Source organism: Arthrobacter vasquezii, from assembly GCF_029455255.1.
Classification (GTDB): domain Bacteria; phylum Actinomycetota; class Actinomycetes; order Actinomycetales; family Micrococcaceae; genus Arthrobacter_D; species Arthrobacter_D parietis.
The window spans coordinates 54,145-73,044 of the sequence record NZ_JAROKN010000013.1 but is presented as its reverse complement, the minus strand read 5'-3'; the positions used below and the strand labels follow the sequence as shown (position 1 = coordinate 73,044).

The following is an 18,900-nucleotide window of genomic DNA, read 5'->3' as shown; positions in this document are numbered from 1 at the left end:
GCGGCGAACCGCCGGCCGACTGCCGATGCTGCGAGTTCTGCCGCGGCCTCGGATGCGGCCGACTTGACCAGGTCGCCGCGGATAATGCGGGCGCCAGCCGCGTCGACACCAAACACCACCGGGGACGGCGCTCCCTCATCAACCCACGACATTGTGCAGATCACCTCGTCGGCGATCTCCGCGTAGCGGTCGGCCGCCATCTTGTGCGGAGGATTGTGCCCGTCGACGTCTACGTCCGGGAACACCGCACTGCTACACACAACGGTTCCGCCAGGACGTGCGTTGCGCTCGAACGCGTTGAGCACATCCATCTGGAGTTGTTCCTTGCCGTCGGCATCCCTTTTGTACATCACTCGCTTGGAGCAATGATGCGGTGCCAGCAGCAAATCCCACGCGAGGTACTGCTCACGGTTGTAGTACTCGCTGTAATCGAAGACCTTCATGAGCGTGTCATGGGCAAGGTCACCAAACAGCAGCACTTTCCCATCAACACCTGTCTCGTCCGTCAATGTAACCTGCATCGACAGAGAGGTCTCGTTTCGAGCGGCAGCTGCGTCATCCCTGAAGGGGGCGTGGATAAACGCTTCGAACACGCCGGCGCAGTCGTTTCCATCAAGCATCGTCAACGACTGGCCAGGCCAGGCCAGATATTCATCGGGCAACTCGTTGTAGGCATGCGAGCTTTGCTCATCGTCGTAGCCGACAACACGAATCCGATCGCCACTCGCCGGGAGGCCACCTGCGCTCAAGGCCTTCATCGTGGCCTCAATTCGCCGCTCTGACTCCTCACGGAACGCAACAGCGTCGCTGCAAAGCTCCGCAGCGTCCGGATCGTTGTACTCACGCCAGAGGCGCGGTGTCGCCCACAACTCCCCAATCGTCACCTGCTGTAGGAGGTCAGCGAAACCCAGGCAGTGGTCCTTGTCAGCATGCGTGAGTACAAACGTCGCGAGATAAGGCTTGCCCCCGACCACTGGCAGCGCCTCGACAAGACGGTCCACTACCGCAACTTCGGGTGTGACCTCGTCGTCGGCCTTCGCCATATCGTGAATGTCGACCTGCATCACAACCAGATCATCAACAACGCCACTGGAAGCACCGAGGACACCGGTAATGGCCTCGTTTACCTCTATGATGAGTCGCGAGTCCAGCCGTCCGGAATAGTTGGAGAGATCCTCCTGCCCCCCGGAACCGACGCCCCACACCCACCATTGGTTCGAGTTCCGTATACGGTCAGCTTTACCCGTGGGGCAGCGGGATTCATGCTAACGAACGTGCATATGCTGTGGAGCGGCAGCGCGACAGATCGGCACTCAGAAACCCGCGCCTTCATTGATTGGATGAGAGCGTGGGCCGAGCAGAGCGATGATTTCCTAGTTCTGGGTGATTTCAGCCTTAACCGCTTGGGGCATCCTCTGTACGAGCAGTTCGTATCTGCCGGTCTTTGGCCTCCCGCTCAACTAAATGCAGTTCCGCGCACTATCTTCGGCAATGACAAGACGAGGCACTTCTACGACCAGATCGCTTGGTTTTCCGAACCCGACGGGACCGACGTGCTTACGGCTCTGACCTATACCGGCCGTTCGGGGCATATTGATCTTCCCCGCGTTCTTAGCGGTTGGCCTCGGACGGAAGCGTCTTGGCGAATCGCTGACCATCACCCCCTATGGGTCGAATTCTCAGTGGCGTGATCCGGCGAGGCGATCAACGGGCGCGATAGCGCCACACCTGTAGCGCAAGTCCCAGACTAGCTGTATTGCCCACGCAGGTTAGTGACGGTCGGCGTGGTTCAGTGACATAAAGAAGACCTCCGGGTGAAGTGGGGCTTGTCGAGAGCAACCACCAGCCAGGAGGTCTTCAATGTCCCACCCTAACGCCCTGCTCACTCCAAAGGGCCGGTTATTACTGGCTCAATGTGTCGTCGATGATGGTTGGCCGCTGCGCCGGGCAGCAGAACGATTCCAAGTCTCAGTAACCACAGCTGCACGGTGGGCTTCGAGATACCGTACCGCCGGCTCCGACGCCATGGTCGATGCCTCCAGCCGGCCCCGCTCGTGCCCGCGTAGGACACCATTACGCAGGGAGCGGCGGATCATCGCGATGCGGGTCAACCGGCGGTGGGGCCCGGCGAGGATCGGCTATCACCTCGGGATACATCCTTCGACCGTGCACCGGGTCCTTACCCGTTACCGTTTGGCCAGGCTGTCCTGGCTGGACCGCGCCACCGGGAAGGTGGTCCGCCGATACGAGCACGCCGCCCCGGGAGAACTCATCCATATGGATGTCAAGAAACTCGGGCGCATCCCCGACGGTGGAGGCCACCGCGTCGTCGGCAGGGCAGCGGGGCGACGCAATAAGGCAGGCACGAAAACAACCGCAGACCCGGCTATCACTTCATCCACAACGCCGTCGATGATCACTCACGGATGGCCTATTCAGAGATCCTCACCGACGAGAAGAAAGACACCATCGTCGCGTTCTGGAACCGGGCCGTTGCCTGGTACGAATCCCGAGGCATCACCGTCAAACGGGTTCTGACGGACAACGGCAATGGCTACCGCTCACACGCCTTCAAAGCAGCTCTCGGGGAAACGATCAAACACAAACGCACTCGCCCCTACCGGCCGCAGACGAACGGCAAGGTCTGTCTGTGAAGACTTATCGTGGTGCTGCGTTAGGTTCCAGTCTGACCCCGGCCAAGGTATGACCATGGTGTCCTGCGTTCGATTTGTCGACTGGGCTTGACGCAGCACCACAGAGTGCGCCGGCCAGACGGATCTGACCTGATAGGAGCTTGGATTAGAAGCCCCATCACAGACCTGTCGCCCGCCCGGCCGGCTCGCCTCTCATCCGTTCGTTGATCCCGGTTACGGAAGGAGCGTTTCCAGCATGGCAACCCTGATTGAAGATGTCACGATCATTGATGGAGAAAATGTCACGGTCATCGGTGGAGTCGACACGCATAAGCACACCCACTATGCCGCCGTCATCGATGAGCATGGTCGTCTGCTTGGCCACCGGCAGTTTGCCGCCACCTCTCCCGGATACGAAGCATTACGGTCCTGGATGCACGGCTATGGCAACCTCGCCTCGATCGGGGTGGAGAGCACGGGATCATTCGGTGCCGCCCTCGCTCGCGAATTAACACGTCAAGGTGAACACGTGATCGAGGTAAACCGGCCCAATCGGATCGCCCGCCGGATGGACGGCAAATCTGACCGCCTCGACGCCGAGCAAATCGCCCGCGCCGTCCTCGGGGAAACCTCCACCGCCATACCGAAAAGCAAATCAGGAACGATCGAGGTCATTCGAACCCTCCGCGTCACCCGCTCCAGCGCCGTGAAAGCACGAACGCAGGCCTTCAACGCCATGTTCGGCATCATGATCGGCGCTCCCTCAATGCTTCGCGACGAACTCATCGACAGCACCAAACGCACCCTCGTGAACAGGTGCCTACGGCTTCGCCCCGAGACAGAGGATCTCCTGTCACTGGCAACCACTCCCGAACGGATGCACCTCGCCGGGACCAAGCTCGCACTGCGTGACCTCGCACGCCGATGGAAGGCGTTGGATGATGAGATCAAACAGCTCAGAGCGCAGATTGACGCCCTGGTGACCAACGCTGCCCCTGACCTCATCGGGCTCCACGGCGTAGGCACTGAAATTGCGGGGCAGTTCCTCGTCACCGTCGGCGATAACACCGACCGGATCCGCAACGAGGCCGCGTTCGCGAAACTCTGTGGAGTCGCACCGCAACCAGCCAGCAGCGGACGAACCACCGGCCGGCACCGGCTCTCCCGCAGCGGCGACCGTGCAGCGAACAGTGCGCTCTACATCATCGCCATCGTCCGGATGCGCCGGCATGCACCCACTCGCGCCTACGTTGAACGACGCACCGCTGAAGGTCTCAGCAAACGCGAGATCATCCGCTGCCTGAAGCGCTACATCGCCAGAGAGATCTATGCTCACCTGCCCCAGACGAGCACTTGACAATATAGGAGCATCGAACGCTTCAACCGCACCCTGCTCGATGAATGGGCCTGCGCCGAACCGTACCGCTCGGAAGCCGACCGTGTTGCCGCTTTCGGCGACTGGCTCCACCATTACAATCATCACCGAGGCCACACCTCACTCAAAGGTCAACCACCGGCCAGCCGCGTCACCAACCTCTCAGAGCAATACAACTAGCGCGCGGGTTCCGAGTCGTTGTCCGCTTTGATCATGCGCTCAGTCCTGAAGTGAGTTGTACTCGAATCGGCTGATGAGGACGCCGGGGGCTAGGGCTTCAATACCTATCACTCGTCCGGTGAAGCCCCCCGCGGTCTGGGTCGAGAGGTACCTGCCGTCGAGGGAAGTGAGTTCTTGGAAAGCATCACCGCGCCCAACACCCAGTAGTACGCGGTCCGGTCCCTGCCTTTCACCGGGTTGCCCGCCAAATGGTACCGCTCGTATTGTCAAGCTCTCGGCCTCAGGTACGGATTCCCGTGTCGCCAGAACCTGATCAGTCGGTCCGATGATGACGCGGGCGGTGACTGTGTTCTCTACCCGTTGAAGGATTGCTTGGTGTAGGTCGTCGATTCGCACGACGAGGGCCAAGTCGCCGACTCCGTCAACGCTCACATTCCATTCGAGATCAACTGCCCGAACGGCAAGCAGTCGCTCGGCTTGAGCGGTTTCGGGACTCCGTCCGGCCCGTAATGCCAGTCCCTCATTACCGGGTGCGGCGAACGACGCTGGAGCTACGCCGGGCGAGATCCATCGGGGGTGTAACCGGTCTTCAAGGAACCGGTCCTCAAATGATGTGTCGACGATGCTTGCAGAGAATCGGTCCTCAACAACTACCGGCCAGTCATCTACCCAATCGATTCCGACGAGGAAGGTCTCACGACCGTTCGTGTGCCACTTCGGGAACGACCCGCGGGGACGGGTCCCGAGATGTACCATCGCCCATGATCCATCGTGCAGTTCGATGAGGTCGCCGTGACCCGTTGCTTGTACGGGATGGGGGGTGCTGCGGTGCGTCAGGATGGGATTGGCTGGGTTGGCTGAGTAGGGGCCGTTGATTGTTCGCGCCCGAGCGACTGTGACCATATGGCCTGCCGCGGTGCCGCCTTCGGCCGCGAGAAGGTACCACCAGCCCTCACGTGCATAGATATGGGGCCCCTCTGGATGAGCTCCACCCGTCCCACGCCAAATCTCGTGTGGCTCTGACAGCACTTGTCCGGTCTGAGGGTTGATCTGGGCTTGCGATATACCGCCGCGCACCACGTCGGACCACGTGAGATAACACTTGCCCTCCTCATCCCAGGCGAGGTCCGGGTCGATGCCTATGAGCCCGGGTGTGTAGACCGGGTCGCTCCACGGACCGCTGGGGTGCTCGGCGGAGACGATGAGGTGTCCCTTCCGCACGTCGTGCAGATTGGTTGTGATCATCCAGAAGCGACCGTTGTGGAAGCGGATTGTTGGTGCGTAGATGCCACCGCTTGCCCCTTCGATACCGGTGCGCACATTGAGCTGGCTTTCCCGTTCCAATACATGGCCAATCTGCTGCCAGTCAAGGAGGTTCCGGCTTGAAAATACAGGCACTCCGGGGAAGTACTCGAAGGTGGAGTTGATGAGGAAGTATTCGTCACCGACTCGGCATATGGACGGATCTGGGTGGTAGCCGGGAAGGATGGGCGTACTCATGGGACAGTTACCTCACTGGAGTTTCGGCCGGGGACTGCCCGGGTTCGAGGAAGAGCCTGGACGAGGCTGTAAAAGTGCCTGAGCCTGTTGCGTGTTCTGAGCCGTCGGGCAGGATGATGAGGGCCGTCGTTTCTGCCGGGATTTCCGCTTCGATGAAGAACTGATTGCCGTCGATCCGCCAGTGAACGTCGATCCTGCCGTTCGGTGTTTCGTGTGACCCGCGTGCCCAGGTGAGTGACGGGCCCGGCGTTGGCTCGATCACGATGGAGCGCCATGCTATGGAATCTTCGGTCTGCCGCAGGCCGAGAGTGTGTTCGTGCAGGAACCGCAGGACGGTTCCTTTGCTGTAGTGGTTCAGTGATTCGTGGGCATGGCCGGCGTCGTCGATTCCCTCCCAGGCTTCCCAGATCGTCGTGGCACCCTTGTCGATCATGTAGAGCCATGATGGTGCGGTGCGCTGAAACAGTAGTTCGTACGCGATGTCAGGGTGGCCGGCGCGAAGGAGGACGGGCAAGAGGTCTCCGGTGGAGAGGAATCCCGTGCCGAGGTGCGTTCCTGCTGCGCGAATCAGGTCTATGAGACGTTTAATGGCCGGAGGGTGGAGGTCATCGGGCATCAGTCCGAAAGAGAGGGCCCGTACGTAGCTGGCTTGGGTGTCGTCGGCGGTTGTCCCGTCCGGGCGCAGGTATGCCTGACGCCAGGCGTTTCGTACTCGCTCGGCGATTGATGCATAGGTAGCGGCTTCGTCGTGGTGACCGAGGATGTTGGCTATGCGGGACAGGGTGTTTGTGGAGCGGTACAGGTAGGCGGTTCCTACTTCTCCCTTGTCTGCCATGAACCAGGCCATGGGGTTGTCCTGGACGGGGTTGATGGGCTTCCCCTCGTCATCCCGTTCCTGAGGCTCGGTCCATTCGCCCCAGTGGAACGTCCCGTCCCACAGATACTCCTCATAAGGTTCGGGCTCGGGTGATCGTTGTTTGCGGGCATGATGTCGTGTCGTTCGTGCACTGTCGAGGGTCCATTGAACCCATCGCTTCATGGAGTCCCAGTTCTCAGCGAGAACTTGTTCGTCACCATATTCCGTATACAGTTCCCACGGTACGGCGACGATTGCATCTCCCCAGCCGGCGGAACCTGTCATCATCGCGAATTGATCATCGACATTGTTTTTGATGCGTCGTCCGTCGGGTGAGAAGTTGGCGATTCGCCCGTCTGCCAGCTGGTCATCGCGCACCGACCGCAGCCACTTGCGGCCGAATCCAAGGACGTCCCGCAAGCGCGTCGCGGTGGAGGCGAAGACCTGGAAGTCTCCGGTCCAGGCGAGGCGTTCCCTAGTCGGGCAGTCCGTGGGGACGTCTACCGCATTGCCGAGGAAGCTCCACTCCCCGATGCTGTGAAGGCGGTTGAGGTCGTTGTTGCTGCACTCGAATGACCCGGTAGACATCAGATCACTGTTGACGACCTGCATCGTCATTGTCGACGGATCGAAAGGACCCTTCCGGGTGATCCGTGCGTACTGGAAGCCGTGGATGGTGTGGCGGGGCTCGAAGATGTTGCCTTCCGGTCCGGCGATGACCTCGTCCCGTTGGGAGAAGATTCGGGGCGGTTCTCCGGGCCTGTGGGAGTCCAGATGCGATGTTGCCAGGTCTCCGCCTGGTTCAACATGTTCTCCGTACTCGACGATGGTATGGGTGCCCTCCGGGCCAAGGTCCTCCAGCCGAATCCATCCGGAGGCGTTCTGTCCGAAGTCAGCGACCCAGACGCCGGGCTTCAGCTGCCGCACCGCCACCGGTGGGCGCGAACTCACAACGCGCACGGGCGGAGCCGGTGACCAATCGATTGGTGGAGCTTCGACGATATCGACGAGCACTGTCTCCGTTGGAGCTTTCACACCCCTGAAGTCGATGCTCTGCCCATCCATGAGGTCTGCTCGGGTGGTTGAGGAGACAGTGCTCGTCCATGACGAATCTGTGGCGATGATGTGATGCGTGCCGTCCACCAAGTCGATATGCAGTTCGGCGCGAGCTCCCAGCACGGTGCCCCATCCGGCGGGGAGGCGGAAAGCGCCGATCTGGCCCCGATACCAGCCATCCGACAGTTCGATCTCGACCTTGTTCAATCCCGGCCGTAATGCCGCGGTGACATCCGAGGCCTGTGCGTAGAGAGTTCGGTCGTACGATGTCGATCCAGGAGACAACTCGGCCGTTCCGGCGCGCTCTCCATTGACGGAGGCCGTGTAGAGGCCGAGAGCGGTGGAGTACAGGCGCGCCGACCGTATCTCACCGGTGAGTGTGAAGTCTGAGCTGAGCGTGTAGGCGGGGCGATTGCCGTATCCCGTGTCCACGTCCTCGACCGGTGAAATCCAGGATGCGGCCCAGTCGGAATCCAACAGTCCGGCCTCGAATGTTGACCACGACGTCCAGTTGGACTTTGACGAGTCCGGCATCAGAGTCCGGACACGCCATCGCACCTGCTGCCGGCTTCGCAGGGCCTCCCATGGCCATGCGACATATAGGTGCCTTTCCGAAATCATGGACGGTTGAACTGTTTCGTCGAGAATTGCTTCCAGTTCATATGCCTCCTCCCTGGACGCGGAGAGGGTCTTCCACGACAGGCGGGGGGCCGCGTCTGTGACAGGGAACTGATCCCCCCCGCTGCTAACGGTGAGATCATAGGGTGCGTCGGTCATCTCGTCGTCTTTCTCGTTTTGTCGTCCGTAGCTTTCAGGGCCGCTCGGTCTATAAGGCGTGTCCTCCCTCACATCGAGGCTGTACGAAGTGACACGGAGGTAAGGGCTAAACTCGGGTTCTTGGCCGTGCCCCGAACGTCGTGATGATCAGAGCGACCCGATCAACGCTTCCCGGCTTTACGCTGCGGGTCATCGCGTCCAGAAACGCACCTAGTTTTGATGTCAATCAGGGCGTCTGAGCCGATGGGCGACGTTCGGTTGGCTTCAGCTCGAGGGTTGACGGCGGATCAAACTCATTCTGACTGTCCGCAAACTGTCATTGGGAAACATGAAGTAACGCTCGTCGCCATTCAGAGTTCGACCTGGCTGCCACTGGCCGTCCTCGAATTCGCCTTCCTGCACATGGTCAAGTTCGATCACTGAGCCCTCCATGGATGCCCGTACCGAAGCTCCCCGGGCGACGACAACAAATTCATCGGCGCCTGTCGAAACAATGAGTCCGTATCCCACGAGGTTCTCTGCTTGGGTTCCTGTTCCTGTTCCGAACATGCCGCGGGTGTCAATGGGACCCGAAACAGTGATCTCGTACTCGCCCATGGTGAGAACTTGTTGTTGTCCTGAGGACAGCTTGAAACCTCGAATGGTGCCTGCCGCCTGAGCTGCGAGGATAATGTCCGACATCCCCCGGACGACCGTATACGCCTGGTAGACCTCGTGCTCTTCCTCAAGATCCTCGATGCCAAAGACGTGAAAACCGATCGCGTCGAATGAGCCAAGCGCTACGAAAAGGGAACCCGCGTCCGGTCGCACCTCCGGGATGAATATGGGATTGTGCTCGTCTTTGAAGTCGACCAGTGTGTTCGTGATGTCCTTGAGGTAGATGTCTGGGGCCAGGAATGCCAGGGACGGCGCTCCCGCCTTCCAAACGTCCATCATCCGAGCCACTGGTCCCCCGCTTGGGTACTGACCCGGCAGATCAGCGTTCGGCTGCGGCCCCAACCACGCGTTGGTGTACATAGGCAACGGGTACTCCGCCAAACCGGCAGCCGCGACGGCTTCCACGAAGCGGCTGAAACCCCAGCTCATGAACACCTCTTCAGCGGCACGGTCCGCCCCGAAGACCTCTTCCCATGTCCCTGTCTCCTTACCGCCGTGGCTTTGCCACAACTCGAGAAGCCACGGGCGCAGCGTTTCGCGGTTACTGCAGAGGTGCATCATCAGCTCATCGGGCACAGTGGTTGACCATGCATCCTCGGCGAGGCTGGACCGATCCCTACTGTCACCGAGAAGTCCCACCTCGTTTTGCACCTGCACAGCGATGACGGTCTGATCGTGATCGACCTCGCGGATATGGCGCATCAGCTGAGCGAAGGCACGCCCGTCAGCCTCAGCAAGCTGTTCGTTGAAAACGCTAAGGATCGGGCCGTCAATCGCGAACCGGCCTGTCACTAACCGATCGGGATCACGTGTCGCTCGAGGGAACCGATTCTCGTCTCGCCGCACCCAGGTAGGTGCGTATGCGGAGTCCGCGTTCTTGTATGAACCGAACCAGATCAGAATCAGCCGGATCCCACGTGCCCTTGCTTGGAGAATTTGATCATCAACGGCGTCGAAGTCGAAGTATCCTTCCATGGGCTCCACTAACTGCCAACTGGCCACACCGATCACGCTGCCGATGTTCTGCCCGCCCAGCCGCTCCCAGACCGGCCCCATATACCGGGGACTGGAAGCGCTGGAATTGTGAAGTTCCCCTCCGAGCGCCAGGAACGGCTTACCCTCAACGACAAACTGGATCGCATGCCCGTTGCGGACGAGATGCGGCAGGTCTATGTCTTTCCGCGCGGCACGTGTATCGAGGGTCGCGTCCCCCTGGGTTCTCGTCATTGAAAAATCCTCTTCTTCCCTAAGACCCAGCATGAATACCACGCTGGTGGCAATCGGTTGTATGGCGGTATATGGCTCGCTAACGCGCCTTCCGCCGGGCAGGTGTTTGGAAACTAGTCTGGTATCGAGCTTACCGGCGGCAACCGATTGTCACCAGTCGATTGGATGCGCATGCGACGAACAGATGCCTAATCACCCGCGCGGTGCGTGACGCACGGAGATCCGCACGGAACGGCCTCTTATCGTTTCTGCAGTGCTCCTTCCTGGAGCGCCGGCTCCTCCCCCGAGATCTGCCCTGGCCCGGGGATGAAGACCGCAAGGACTGCACACAGGGCGGCTGCAATAAGCCCAAGGAGCAGGGCGAGTTCGAAGCCCGCTTCAGTCGGCGCCGTCGCGATAACGCTTCCTGTAGCCGATCCGGCAAGCACGGCCGCCACAACTGCAGCCGCCACGCTCGTTCCGAGAGAGCGCATCAGTGTGTTCAGGCCGTTGGCAGCTGCAGTCTCACTAAGTGGCACGGCTTGCATGATCAGCGTCGGCATCGCGGCGTAGCCTAGACCGATGCCGATACCGATGATGGTGTTGATAGCCAGCACGAGCCAGATGTTTGAATCAAACGCAACGGCTGCGAGGTAGGCGATAGCAATGACAATCGCGCCGATGACGAGCAGTGGTTTGGGCCCAATGCGTCGTTCGAGCCGTCCCGCTATGGGTGACATCGCCAGCATCGCCAAGCCGGAGGGCATGAGAATGAGGCTGGTATTGAGCAGGGACAAGCCCATCCCGCCGGCTTCCTCCGATAGCTCAAGCATCTGAGGAAATACGATGCTCGAGGAGAACAGGGCAAAACCCATAGCAATGGAGGCGAGGTTGGTCATCAAGACCGCGCCACGGGCACTCACCCGAAGGTCCACGAGCGGACTGGTATGTCGCAGCTCATACAAGCCCCAACCTGCGAGGGTGGTCAGACCTATCGCCAGGCAAATCAGTGTGGAAGCACTGGTCCAGCCCCATTCGTTTCCTTTGGATACAGCCACCAGCAATCCCGTGAGACCGATGGCGAGACCAACCGCGCCACCGAGATCGAATCGGCCATGCGAGTGGGACTCCTCGGCAGGTACGACCAGAAGAACGAGGACGAGAGCTACGGTTCCGATCGCTGCTGCGATCCAGAACAGGGTGTGCCACTCCAAATTCTCGGTTACCAGCGCGCTGACGGGCAGGCCCAGCGCCCCGCCCACACCGAGGGTCGCACTGACGAGCGCGATAGCTGAGCTGAGCCGGTGAGGTGGGAGGACATCGCGAAGGATCGAGATCCCCAGAGGGATTACACCCATTCCAGTGCCCTGCAAAGCGCGTCCGACGATCAGGGGTGCAACAGAAGGTGATAGTGCACTGATGACAGACCCTATCGCCAGCAGGCCAAGCAGTATTACTGCGATGCGGCGTTTGCCATACATATCGCCGAGCCTGCCGGATATGGGCGTGCAAATCGCTGAGGTCAGAAGGGTGATGGTGATGACCCACGCAGTGTATTCCCGGCTTGCGCCCAGCAGTTCGGGAAGTTGCCCCTGGATTGGGATCAGGATGGTCTGCATGAAGGAGGCACCCATCCCGGCGAAGGCGAGGACGGCAACTACCAGATTAGGTCGGATCCGTCCGCCCGAGGCGGCAGGCGTTGTTGATCCATTAGTTGACGTCGTCAAGACTCTCCTCCGGCGGCGTAGGCACATTGGACGACCCTGAGGCGTAGTCCTGTAGCCGCGATCTGATTGACGCTCATGACCGCGCGATGGTATCGAGAGTCTGGGCTACCTCGATAGTCGACGTGCGACCATGCAGGGGGTGCTCCAGGAGCCCGTCGTGTATTGCGCTCTGCACGGCGGTCAGCATGGGCTGGTACCCATTTCCTGCTCGCGGGTATTCCACTCGTTCAGGATCGACGAATATCCTTTCAGCGGATCCGGCGTGGATGTGTGCGACGGTTCCGGCCCAGAACATGGGTTCGAGGGTGACCCAACCGTGTTCGCCACTGATGGCGGCCGATAGGTCCAGGAACTCCACACCCGACCAAGCAACATGTGCGAACCGGTCGGCGCCGAAGCCGAGCGTCGCGTGTCCTGCGATGTCGACTTCCTCGCTAAGGGTCTGTGCAGATGACTGGACTTGTGCACCGCCGAGGGCCCAGTGAGCCAATGTCACCGGGTAGATGCCGCGATCGAGAAGAATACTGCCGCCTTGCGCAGGAGTGAGCTTGTTCCCACGTGCGCGGAATGGCGTGCCGAAACTTGCACGCACACTGCGAACTTCCCCGATGAGTCCGTCGTCGATCCGGCGCATAACCTCCTGATGCAGTGGATTGAATTTCATCCACATCGCCTCCATCACGAACCGCCCGGCCAGTTGCGCCCGCTCGAAGATCCGGTCGACATCGGCTGCTGAGGTTGCCATGGGTTTCTCAACCAACACGTGTTTGCCGGCGTCGAGGGCCTCGAGCGCGATGTCCGTGTGGGTTTCTGCCGGCGTGGCGACGTACACGATGTCGATGTCCTCGCGGGCGAGGAGTTCTTCCCGCGAGGATGTTGCGAACGGGATCCCCTGTTCCGATGCGAACTGCATTGCCCTGCCACCGGAGCGGCCCCACACTGCGGTGACCGACTCAGGAGCCACCGAGTGGAGGTCGGGGACGAGTCGAGCGGAGATGTCTCCGGTGCCGATCACGCCCCACCGCAGACTCATCGTCCTGCCTGCGGTCATCACTGAACTGACCATCCACCGTCGGAGGCCAGAACAGTGCCGTTGATGTTCACCCCGTCATCCGACAGCAGGAACGTTATCGAGGCGGCAATCTGGTCAGCGGTCGCGATCGACGGGATGGCGGCCTGGAAGGGTTGCAGGCGACCACTGCCGTACTTCGACATGTTGGGCGGCATGGGTATTCCGGTCGCGACACCTCCTGGCGCTATAGCGTTGACGCGGATTCCCTCGGGGCCGTACATGAAAGCGGCAGACTTCGTCAGCCCGATGATGCTGTGTTTGGAGACAGTGTAGGCATTTCCTGATGAGTTTCCCCGAAGCGCCGCCTCGGATGCCACATTTACGACCGACCCGGTCTTGGCGTTGACCATAGCCGGAATGACGGCGCGAAGGAGTTTGAACGGCCCTGTCAGATTCACCGCCATGACTTTGTCCCACATCGCGTCGGTGGTTTCGCCTGCTGGCGAAAAATCGTCATTAATTCCTGCCACGTTGGCGAGGGCGTCAATCCGGTCGCCGGCGGCAGCGATGATGGAGTCGATAGCTTCCTGCTTGGTGATGTCTGCGGTTACAACGACCACGTGATGGTTGGGCAGGGACTCTGCCATCTCTTGCAACCGCTCGCGGGAGATGTCCACAGCTATGACATGACCACCCTCACGAGCGATACGTGATGCGGTGGCCCGGCCAATACCCGAGGCTGCGCCAGTAACGATGACTGTCTTGCCGTGGAAACGGCCCTCGGTAACCTTCTCCCGCCATCCTTCTTCTGCTTCGGGCTGATCTGGCATGGTGCCACCATTTGCGGAAATGACAAGGCGGTCGATGGCCTCCTGTGACATTTGCCCCTGGCTTAGTTTCACCATTTGCTGCAGAGGTAGGTTGTGCACCGGAGCGAGAGTCTCGGCGACTGTGCCGGAGGCAGCCAGAAGTTGGCGGAGTAACCCGCCCCCAACCGGATGTTCTAGCCACCGTCCGATGGAGGACCGTGCGGTGATTGGCTGTAGTTCTGTCATGGTCATACACCTTTCAGGCCGGAGCCCACGATGATCTGAGTGAACGAGCGACGGCATCTGGTCGCGCGCTCGTTCTCACCGCTGACGTTTATGCCGCGGTGATAAAGGGAACAGTTTTCCAAGGGCGGAGTTTTACTCCGCTGCGCTACAGGGGCTTACTGGTTTACGGCCGCTGGGCCGGTGCTTCCACGGATGATCAGGCGGGTACCGAGTGGTTCGCTGGCGACGACGTCTTTACCTTCAAGCTGGTCCAGGAGCATCTCGACTGCGCGCTGCCCCGCAACCTCGAGCTGGGCGGCAACAGTAGTGAGGGGTGGAACTATGAGTTCACTTCCAAAGATGTCGTCGAACCCGGCAACGCTCAGCTGCGTTGGCACCGAAATCTGCGCCTGTGCAGCCGCTTGTTCGAGACCGATCGCCATCAAGTCGTTGAACGCGATCACGGAGCTGACGCGTGCAGCAACCACTCGGCGCAGCGCCGCCTTACCACCGTCGATGGTGGGCATGTTGGGGCCGATTTCGACCACGGCGATGCCCAGCCGCTCGGACGCATCGAGCATGCACTCCCACCGGCGGCGACTGATCCATGACGTTTCCGGACCCGATAGATACGCCAGGGACCGGTGGCCCAGTTCGGCGAGGTGCTCGAGCAGTTCGGTGACGCCAGCCTCGACATCCGGCAGGATGCCTGCCACCCCGTCGACGCGGCGGTTGACCAGCACCACGGGTTTACGTGAGGCGATGTCTGTGATCTTATCGTCCGCAAGTCGCGTGGTAGCCAGGATCATGGCGTCAACACTGGGCAGAATACGGGAGACGGCTTCAGCTTCGGCTTCACCGGACTCCTGGGATTCCGCGATAACCAACGTATAACCAGCTAGAGCAGCTGCGTGCTCGGCGCCGCGGACTATGCCAAATACCACCGGGTTCGTGATGTCCGCGACGACCAGCGCGATTGTGTGGCTCCGCCCAGTGGGAAGTGCTCGGGCCATGGGGTTGAAGCGGAAGTCCAGACGCTCGGCCGCGACGCGGATCTTGGCCTCCGTCTGCGCGCTGATTCGGCCGGGCTTGCTGAGCGCCCGCGAAACAGTTGACGGGCTCACCCCCGCCAGTTCGGCGATGTCATAGATGGTTGCGGTTCCCCCGCGCTTCTCCAGACGCGCCGCGATGCTAGGAGGCAGCTCATCCGAGGGCGCGGTTAGCGCAGTTCCGGTGGTATCAGCGGCCATGGTGATCTATCCAATCAGCAGCGCGGGCTGCAATGTCAACAACGGGGTTCGACACGTCGATGGCGACTCCATTCTCATCGACCTCAAGGGGTTCGAGTGTCGCGAACTGCGAGTCGAGGAGGCTGCTGGGCATGAAGTGATGTGGGCGCGATTCCGCCCGGCGCGCAAGCAGATCCCGGTCCCCCGTCAAGTGCACGAACACTGCCTCGGGCGCGGACGTGCGGATCCGATCTCGATACGTGCGCCGTAGCGCCGAGCAAGCAATGATGGCGCCCTCTTCTGGTCGAGCGTGAGCAAGTGTTGCTCCTACCTTATCGAGCCACGGCCAGCGGTCATGGTCCGTCAGCGGTGTGCCCGCCGCCATCTTCGCTACGTTCTGTTTGGGGTGAAGATCGTCACCGTCCTTCCATGGAATGCCGGTGACCCGAGAAAGCTCTGCCGCTACTGACGACTTGCCGACAGCAGAGACGCCCATTACCACCACGAGCGGCTGATTGCCGGTGGGCGTCGGCGGGATCTCATTCGTGATGACGCTCACCAGTCGTGGACCGTTCCGTCGCTCAGACGGTTGTAGGGCAGGTAGGCCTGCTGGTACGGGAAGGACGCGGCTGCTTCCTCATTGAGCTCGACACCGAGACCCGGATTGTCACCCGGGTGCAGGAAGCCGTCAACGAACGTCATCGACTGCTCGAAGACAGTGTTGGTCTTGTCGCTGTGTTCCATGTATTCCTGGATCCCGAAGTTGTGGATCGCGAGACCGACGTGGGTCTGGGCGGCTAAGCCGACCGGGGAGACGTCGGTGGGTCCGTGGAAACCGGACTTGATCTGGTACTGCGCCGCGTAGTCCATGACCTTCTTCAACGGGGAGATACCGCCGAAGTGCGTCGACGCCGCACGGACATAATCGATGAGCTGGTCGCGGATCAGGGTCTGGAAATCGAAGACGGTGTTGAAGATTTCGCCGACTGCCAGCGGAGTGGTGGTGTGCTGGCGGATCAGCCGGAAGGCGTCCTGGTTCTCCGCCGGCGTAACGTCCTCCAACCAGAACAGGTCATAAGGCTCCAACGATTTGCCGAGTTTCGCTGCCTGGATCGGAGTCATCCGGTGGTGGCCATCGTGCAGCAACGGCAGCTCGGGCCCGAACTCATTTCGGACAGCTTCGAAGACGGTCGGGATGTGGCGCAGGTAGGCCCGGGTGTCCCAGTCCTCCTCGGTCGGCTGGGCACCGCGACCTGCCGGTTCGAAGTCGTACCGCTCCCCGGTTGCCTGGGCCTGGGCAGCCACACCGTAGAGTGCCTTGATTCCGGGGACGGATGTCTGCACACGGATGGACTTGTAGCCCTCTTCGAGGTGCTGGCGGATGGAGTCGAACAGCTCGGGAATGTCCCGGCCGGATGCGTGCCCGTACGTGCGCAGCGCCGTCCGGGAAGCACCGCCAAGCAGCTGGTACACCGGCATGCCGGCAGCCTTGCCCTTGATGTCCCACAGCGCCATGTCCACGGCGGCGATTGCCGCCATCGTCACTGGACCCCGACGCCAGTAAGCGCTGCGGTACAGGAACTGCCAGGTGTCCTCGATTCGGTGCGGGTCCCGACCTATGAGGAGCTGAGTGACGTGCTCCGTGAGGTAGGTGGCAACCGCGAGTTCGCGGCCGTTGAGGGTGGCATCACCGAGTCCGGTGATCCCCTCGTCGGTGGTGATCTTGAGGGTCACGAAGTTCCTGCTCGGACTTGTGACGATGACTTCTGCCTTCTGAATGATCATTGTTTGCCTCGTGTGGGTGGGATGGTTACTCTGCTGTGCCGGGCTTGCGGCCGTTAAGTCCGCGCCAGCGCTGCCGCAATGCGTGCGCAGCGGCTTTAGGACGGCGTTCACGGGTGAAGACCCCCTTCTTGTTACCGCCCACCCGGTGGAGACCGTCGGTGGTTGCGAAGTCGGCGAAGTTCCAGACCTGCTCGCCGACGAACTGCGGGAACCGGTCAAATACGCGGTGGTTCATGGCCAGGTATTCGGTCTGGTATTCCTCGGTCCAGACCGTGTCCCATACGGCGTGCAGACCAGGCTGGGTGTCGGCGCCGTATTCCGACATCATGATCGGTTTGTCGGCACGCTCGATCCAGCCTCGTATATCACCATCGAGCATGAGCTCGGCCGATGCAAGGTCACCGGGGCTGATGTACCAGCCGTAGTAGCGGTTGAGGCTGATGACGTCGAAGAGATCGACGATCTGGTCGTTCTTGTAGGTTGCGAACATCACCACTGAGTATGTGAGGGGTCGGGTCGGGTCCAGTTCACGAGCGAGTTTCACCAAGGGCTCGAAATATTCGCGGGCGCCGTCCTCGTTTGAGGCGGGTTCGTTCGCGATGGACCACATGACGACGGAGGGGTGGTTCTTGTCCCGGCCGATCAGCTCGCGCAGGTGCTGCTGGTGCGCGGCGTGGGTGTTGTTGTTCGCGTACTGTTCTGAAAATGTGGGGAATGGCGGGGTGCCGGTCATGCCGCCGACGACGCCCATGTTCAATCCCACGGCGGCTGTCTCATCGATGATGACGATGCCGTGTCGGTCAGCGAATTCGATGACCTCCTCCGCGTAGGGGTAGTGCGAGGTCCGGAACGAGTTGGCGCCTACCCAGTCGAGGAGCTGGAAGTCGTGCACGAGGTACGCATTGTCGTGGCCTTTGCCGCGGACGTAGGTGTCTTCGTGCTTTCCGAAACCGGTGAAGTAGAAGGGCTTGCCGTTGATCAGGAAGTCGTGACCGCGGACCTCGACCGTACGGACCCCGACCGGGAGGTCGTAGCAGTCAATCAGCCCTTCCTCGTTGAAGGCTTCAACGGTGAGTTCGTAGAGGTATGCCGCTCCGGGTTTCCAGAGTGTGACATTGGGGACGGTTAGCGATCCTGCATTGCCCCGCCCTTCGGCGACGACTGTGCCGTCCGCGTCGGCTAGCCGCACCCTCACATCGAGGCCAGCCGGGACCTGGACCGTATAGTCGACAACGCCGTTTGTGCCTTCGAAATCGGTGATGACGGTGACGTCCTCGATACGGGATTTCGGAGCGCTGTGGAGCCAGACGGATCGGGCGAGGCCGGCGTAGTTGTAGAAGTCGTGGAAGTAGACCTGTTTGGGGCGGCCGTCATACCCGACCTCGATCTTGCCGGGCGGGATGGTCTCGTTGGTCAGGTCGCCGCTGACGGCTGCCGTCAGCCGGAACGCTTGCCCTGCGGCGACGACGTCGGTGAGGTCGATGTCGAACGGGGTGTAGCCGCCGACGTGCTCGCCGACGATTTGGTCATCGACATAGATTTTTGCGGCGTGGGTGGCTGCGTCGAAGCGCAGCAGTATCCGCTCGTCGGTCCAGCCGCGGGGTACGCGTACTTCCCGCTGGTAGTACACCCACCCCACATGGTTGCGAATCTCCCGATCGATGAACAGGTCGTTGTAACTGGCAGGGACCGCGGCCTCAAGGGGCGTATCGAGCGCCGCGGTCCAGGGCTGTTCGGGGAGTCGGGAGTCGATCCCAAACCGCCATACACCGTCGAGGTTGACGAGTTCGCGGGTGGAGGTGTTTTTGGGCTTCAGCATCGAATGCCTTTCTGCGCATCGGCGCGGTTCACTGGGAAAAGTACATCAGAACAA

The 18,900-nt window shown here is 60.9% G+C and carries 12 protein-coding genes and 2 pseudogenes; 3 read left to right on the top strand and 11 right to left on the bottom strand.

Annotated features, from left to right (window positions below; genetic code table 11):
* On the bottom strand, nt 1-1,205 hold a 1,205-nt coding region (locus tag P4U43_RS07565), incomplete at its 3' end, for a ComEC/Rec2 family competence protein (protein WP_277358170.1).
* A gap of 655 nt (nt 1,206-1,860) precedes the next feature.
* On the opposite strand from P4U43_RS07565, the pseudogene P4U43_RS07560 reads away from it, so the two are divergent.
* The 3 genes and pseudogenes from P4U43_RS07560 to P4U43_RS07550 form a co-directional block, all read left to right on the top strand.
* Nucleotides 1,861-2,645: pseudogene (locus P4U43_RS07560) on the top strand (IS481 family transposase); the annotation flags it as partial.
* Nucleotides 2,646-2,889: 244 nt separating this feature from the next.
* A complete protein-coding gene (locus P4U43_RS07555) occupies nt 2,890-3,990 on the top strand; it encodes an IS110 family RNA-guided transposase (protein WP_277358169.1) in 1,101 nt (366 codons plus the stop codon).
* Nucleotides 3,991-4,002: 12 nt separating this feature from the next.
* Nucleotides 4,003-4,188, top strand: a pseudogene (locus tag P4U43_RS07550) (integrase core domain-containing protein); the annotation flags it as partial.
* Nucleotides 4,189-4,227: 39 nt separating this feature from the next.
* On the opposite strand, the gene P4U43_RS07545 reads toward P4U43_RS07550, so the two are convergent.
* The 10 genes from P4U43_RS07545 to uidA form a co-directional block, all read right to left on the bottom strand.
* Nucleotides 4,228-5,688: a glycoside hydrolase family 43 protein gene (locus tag P4U43_RS07545; RefSeq protein WP_277358168.1), complete on the bottom strand. Its 1,461-nt coding sequence runs from the start codon at nt 5,686-5,688 to the stop codon at nt 4,228-4,230.
* Nucleotides 5,689-5,695: 7 nt separating this feature from the next.
* Nucleotides 5,696-8,377, bottom strand: coding sequence for a family 78 glycoside hydrolase catalytic domain (locus P4U43_RS07540; RefSeq protein ID WP_449658168.1), 2,682 nt, complete (start codon nt 8,375-8,377; stop codon nt 5,696-5,698).
* Nucleotides 8,378-8,641: 264 nt separating this feature from the next.
* Complete coding sequence (locus tag P4U43_RS07535) at nt 8,642-10,261, bottom strand: GH35 family beta-galactosidase (RefSeq protein WP_277358166.1); 1,620 nt, start codon at nt 10,259-10,261, stop codon at nt 8,642-8,644.
* A gap of 239 nt (nt 10,262-10,500) precedes the next feature.
* Nucleotides 10,501-11,916: an MFS transporter gene (locus P4U43_RS07530; protein WP_277358174.1), complete on the bottom strand. Its 1,416-nt coding sequence runs from the start codon at nt 11,914-11,916 to the stop codon at nt 10,501-10,503.
* Between the two features lie 124 nt (nt 11,917-12,040).
* Nucleotides 12,041-13,000 (bottom strand): Gfo/Idh/MocA family protein, encoded by a 960-nt coding sequence (locus tag P4U43_RS07525; RefSeq protein WP_277358165.1) that lies wholly within the window; start codon nt 12,998-13,000, stop codon nt 12,041-12,043.
* Nucleotides 13,001-13,017: 17 nt separating this feature from the next.
* Nucleotides 13,018-13,809, bottom strand: coding sequence for an SDR family NAD(P)-dependent oxidoreductase (locus tag P4U43_RS07520; protein WP_318533012.1), 792 nt, complete (start codon nt 13,807-13,809; stop codon nt 13,018-13,020).
* Nucleotides 13,810-14,189: 380 nt separating this feature from the next.
* Nucleotides 14,190-15,263, bottom strand: coding sequence for a LacI family DNA-binding transcriptional regulator (locus P4U43_RS07515; protein ID WP_277358163.1), 1,074 nt, complete (start codon nt 15,261-15,263; stop codon nt 14,190-14,192).
* Entirely contained in the window at nt 15,253-15,801 is a 549-nt protein-coding gene (locus tag P4U43_RS07510) for a gluconokinase (protein ID WP_277358162.1), read from the bottom strand. Before P4U43_RS07510 ends, P4U43_RS07515 begins: the two co-directional genes overlap by 11 nt.
* Complete coding sequence (gene manD / locus P4U43_RS07505) at nt 15,798-17,027, bottom strand: D-mannonate dehydratase ManD (protein ID WP_277358161.1); 1,230 nt, start codon at nt 17,025-17,027, stop codon at nt 15,798-15,800. Before manD ends, P4U43_RS07510 begins: the two co-directional genes overlap by 4 nt.
* Nucleotides 17,028-17,052: 25 nt before the next feature.
* Nucleotides 17,053-18,846 carry a beta-glucuronidase gene (gene uidA / locus P4U43_RS07500; protein ID WP_277358160.1) on the bottom strand — a complete coding sequence of 598 codons (1,794 nt, stop codon included), beginning with the start codon at nt 18,844-18,846 and terminating at the stop codon, nt 17,053-17,055.
* Between the last annotated feature and the right edge of the window lie 54 nt (nt 18,847-18,900).

Bases quoted from the DNA above. Each gene is read 5' to 3' on its own strand.
- P4U43_RS07555 (WP_277358169.1), top strand. From the start codon at position 2,890: ATGGCAACCCTGATTGAAGATGTCACGATCATTGATGGAGAAAATGTC.
- P4U43_RS07545 (WP_277358168.1), bottom strand. From the start codon at position 5,688: ATGAGTACGCCCATCCTTCCCGGCTACCACCCAGATCCGTCCATATGC.
- P4U43_RS07540 (WP_449658168.1), bottom strand. From the start codon at position 8,377: ATGACCGACGCACCCTATGATCTCACCGTTAGCAGCGGGGGGGATCAG.
- P4U43_RS07535 (WP_277358166.1), bottom strand. From the start codon at position 10,261: ATGACGAGAACCCAGGGGGACGCGACCCTCGATACACGTGCCGCGCGG.
- P4U43_RS07525 (WP_277358165.1), bottom strand. From the start codon at position 13,000: ATGAGTCTGCGGTGGGGCGTGATCGGCACCGGAGACATCTCCGCTCGA.
- P4U43_RS07520 (WP_318533012.1), bottom strand. From the start codon at position 13,809: ATGCCAGATCAGCCCGAAGCAGAAGAAGGATGGCGGGAGAAGGTTACC.
- P4U43_RS07515 (WP_277358163.1), bottom strand. From the start codon at position 15,263: ATGGCCGCTGATACCACCGGAACTGCGCTAACCGCGCCCTCGGATGAG.
- manD (WP_277358161.1), bottom strand. From the start codon at position 17,027: ATGATCATTCAGAAGGCAGAAGTCATCGTCACAAGTCCGAGCAGGAAC.
- uidA (WP_277358160.1), bottom strand. From the start codon at position 18,846: ATGCTGAAGCCCAAAAACACCTCCACCCGCGAACTCGTCAACCTCGAC.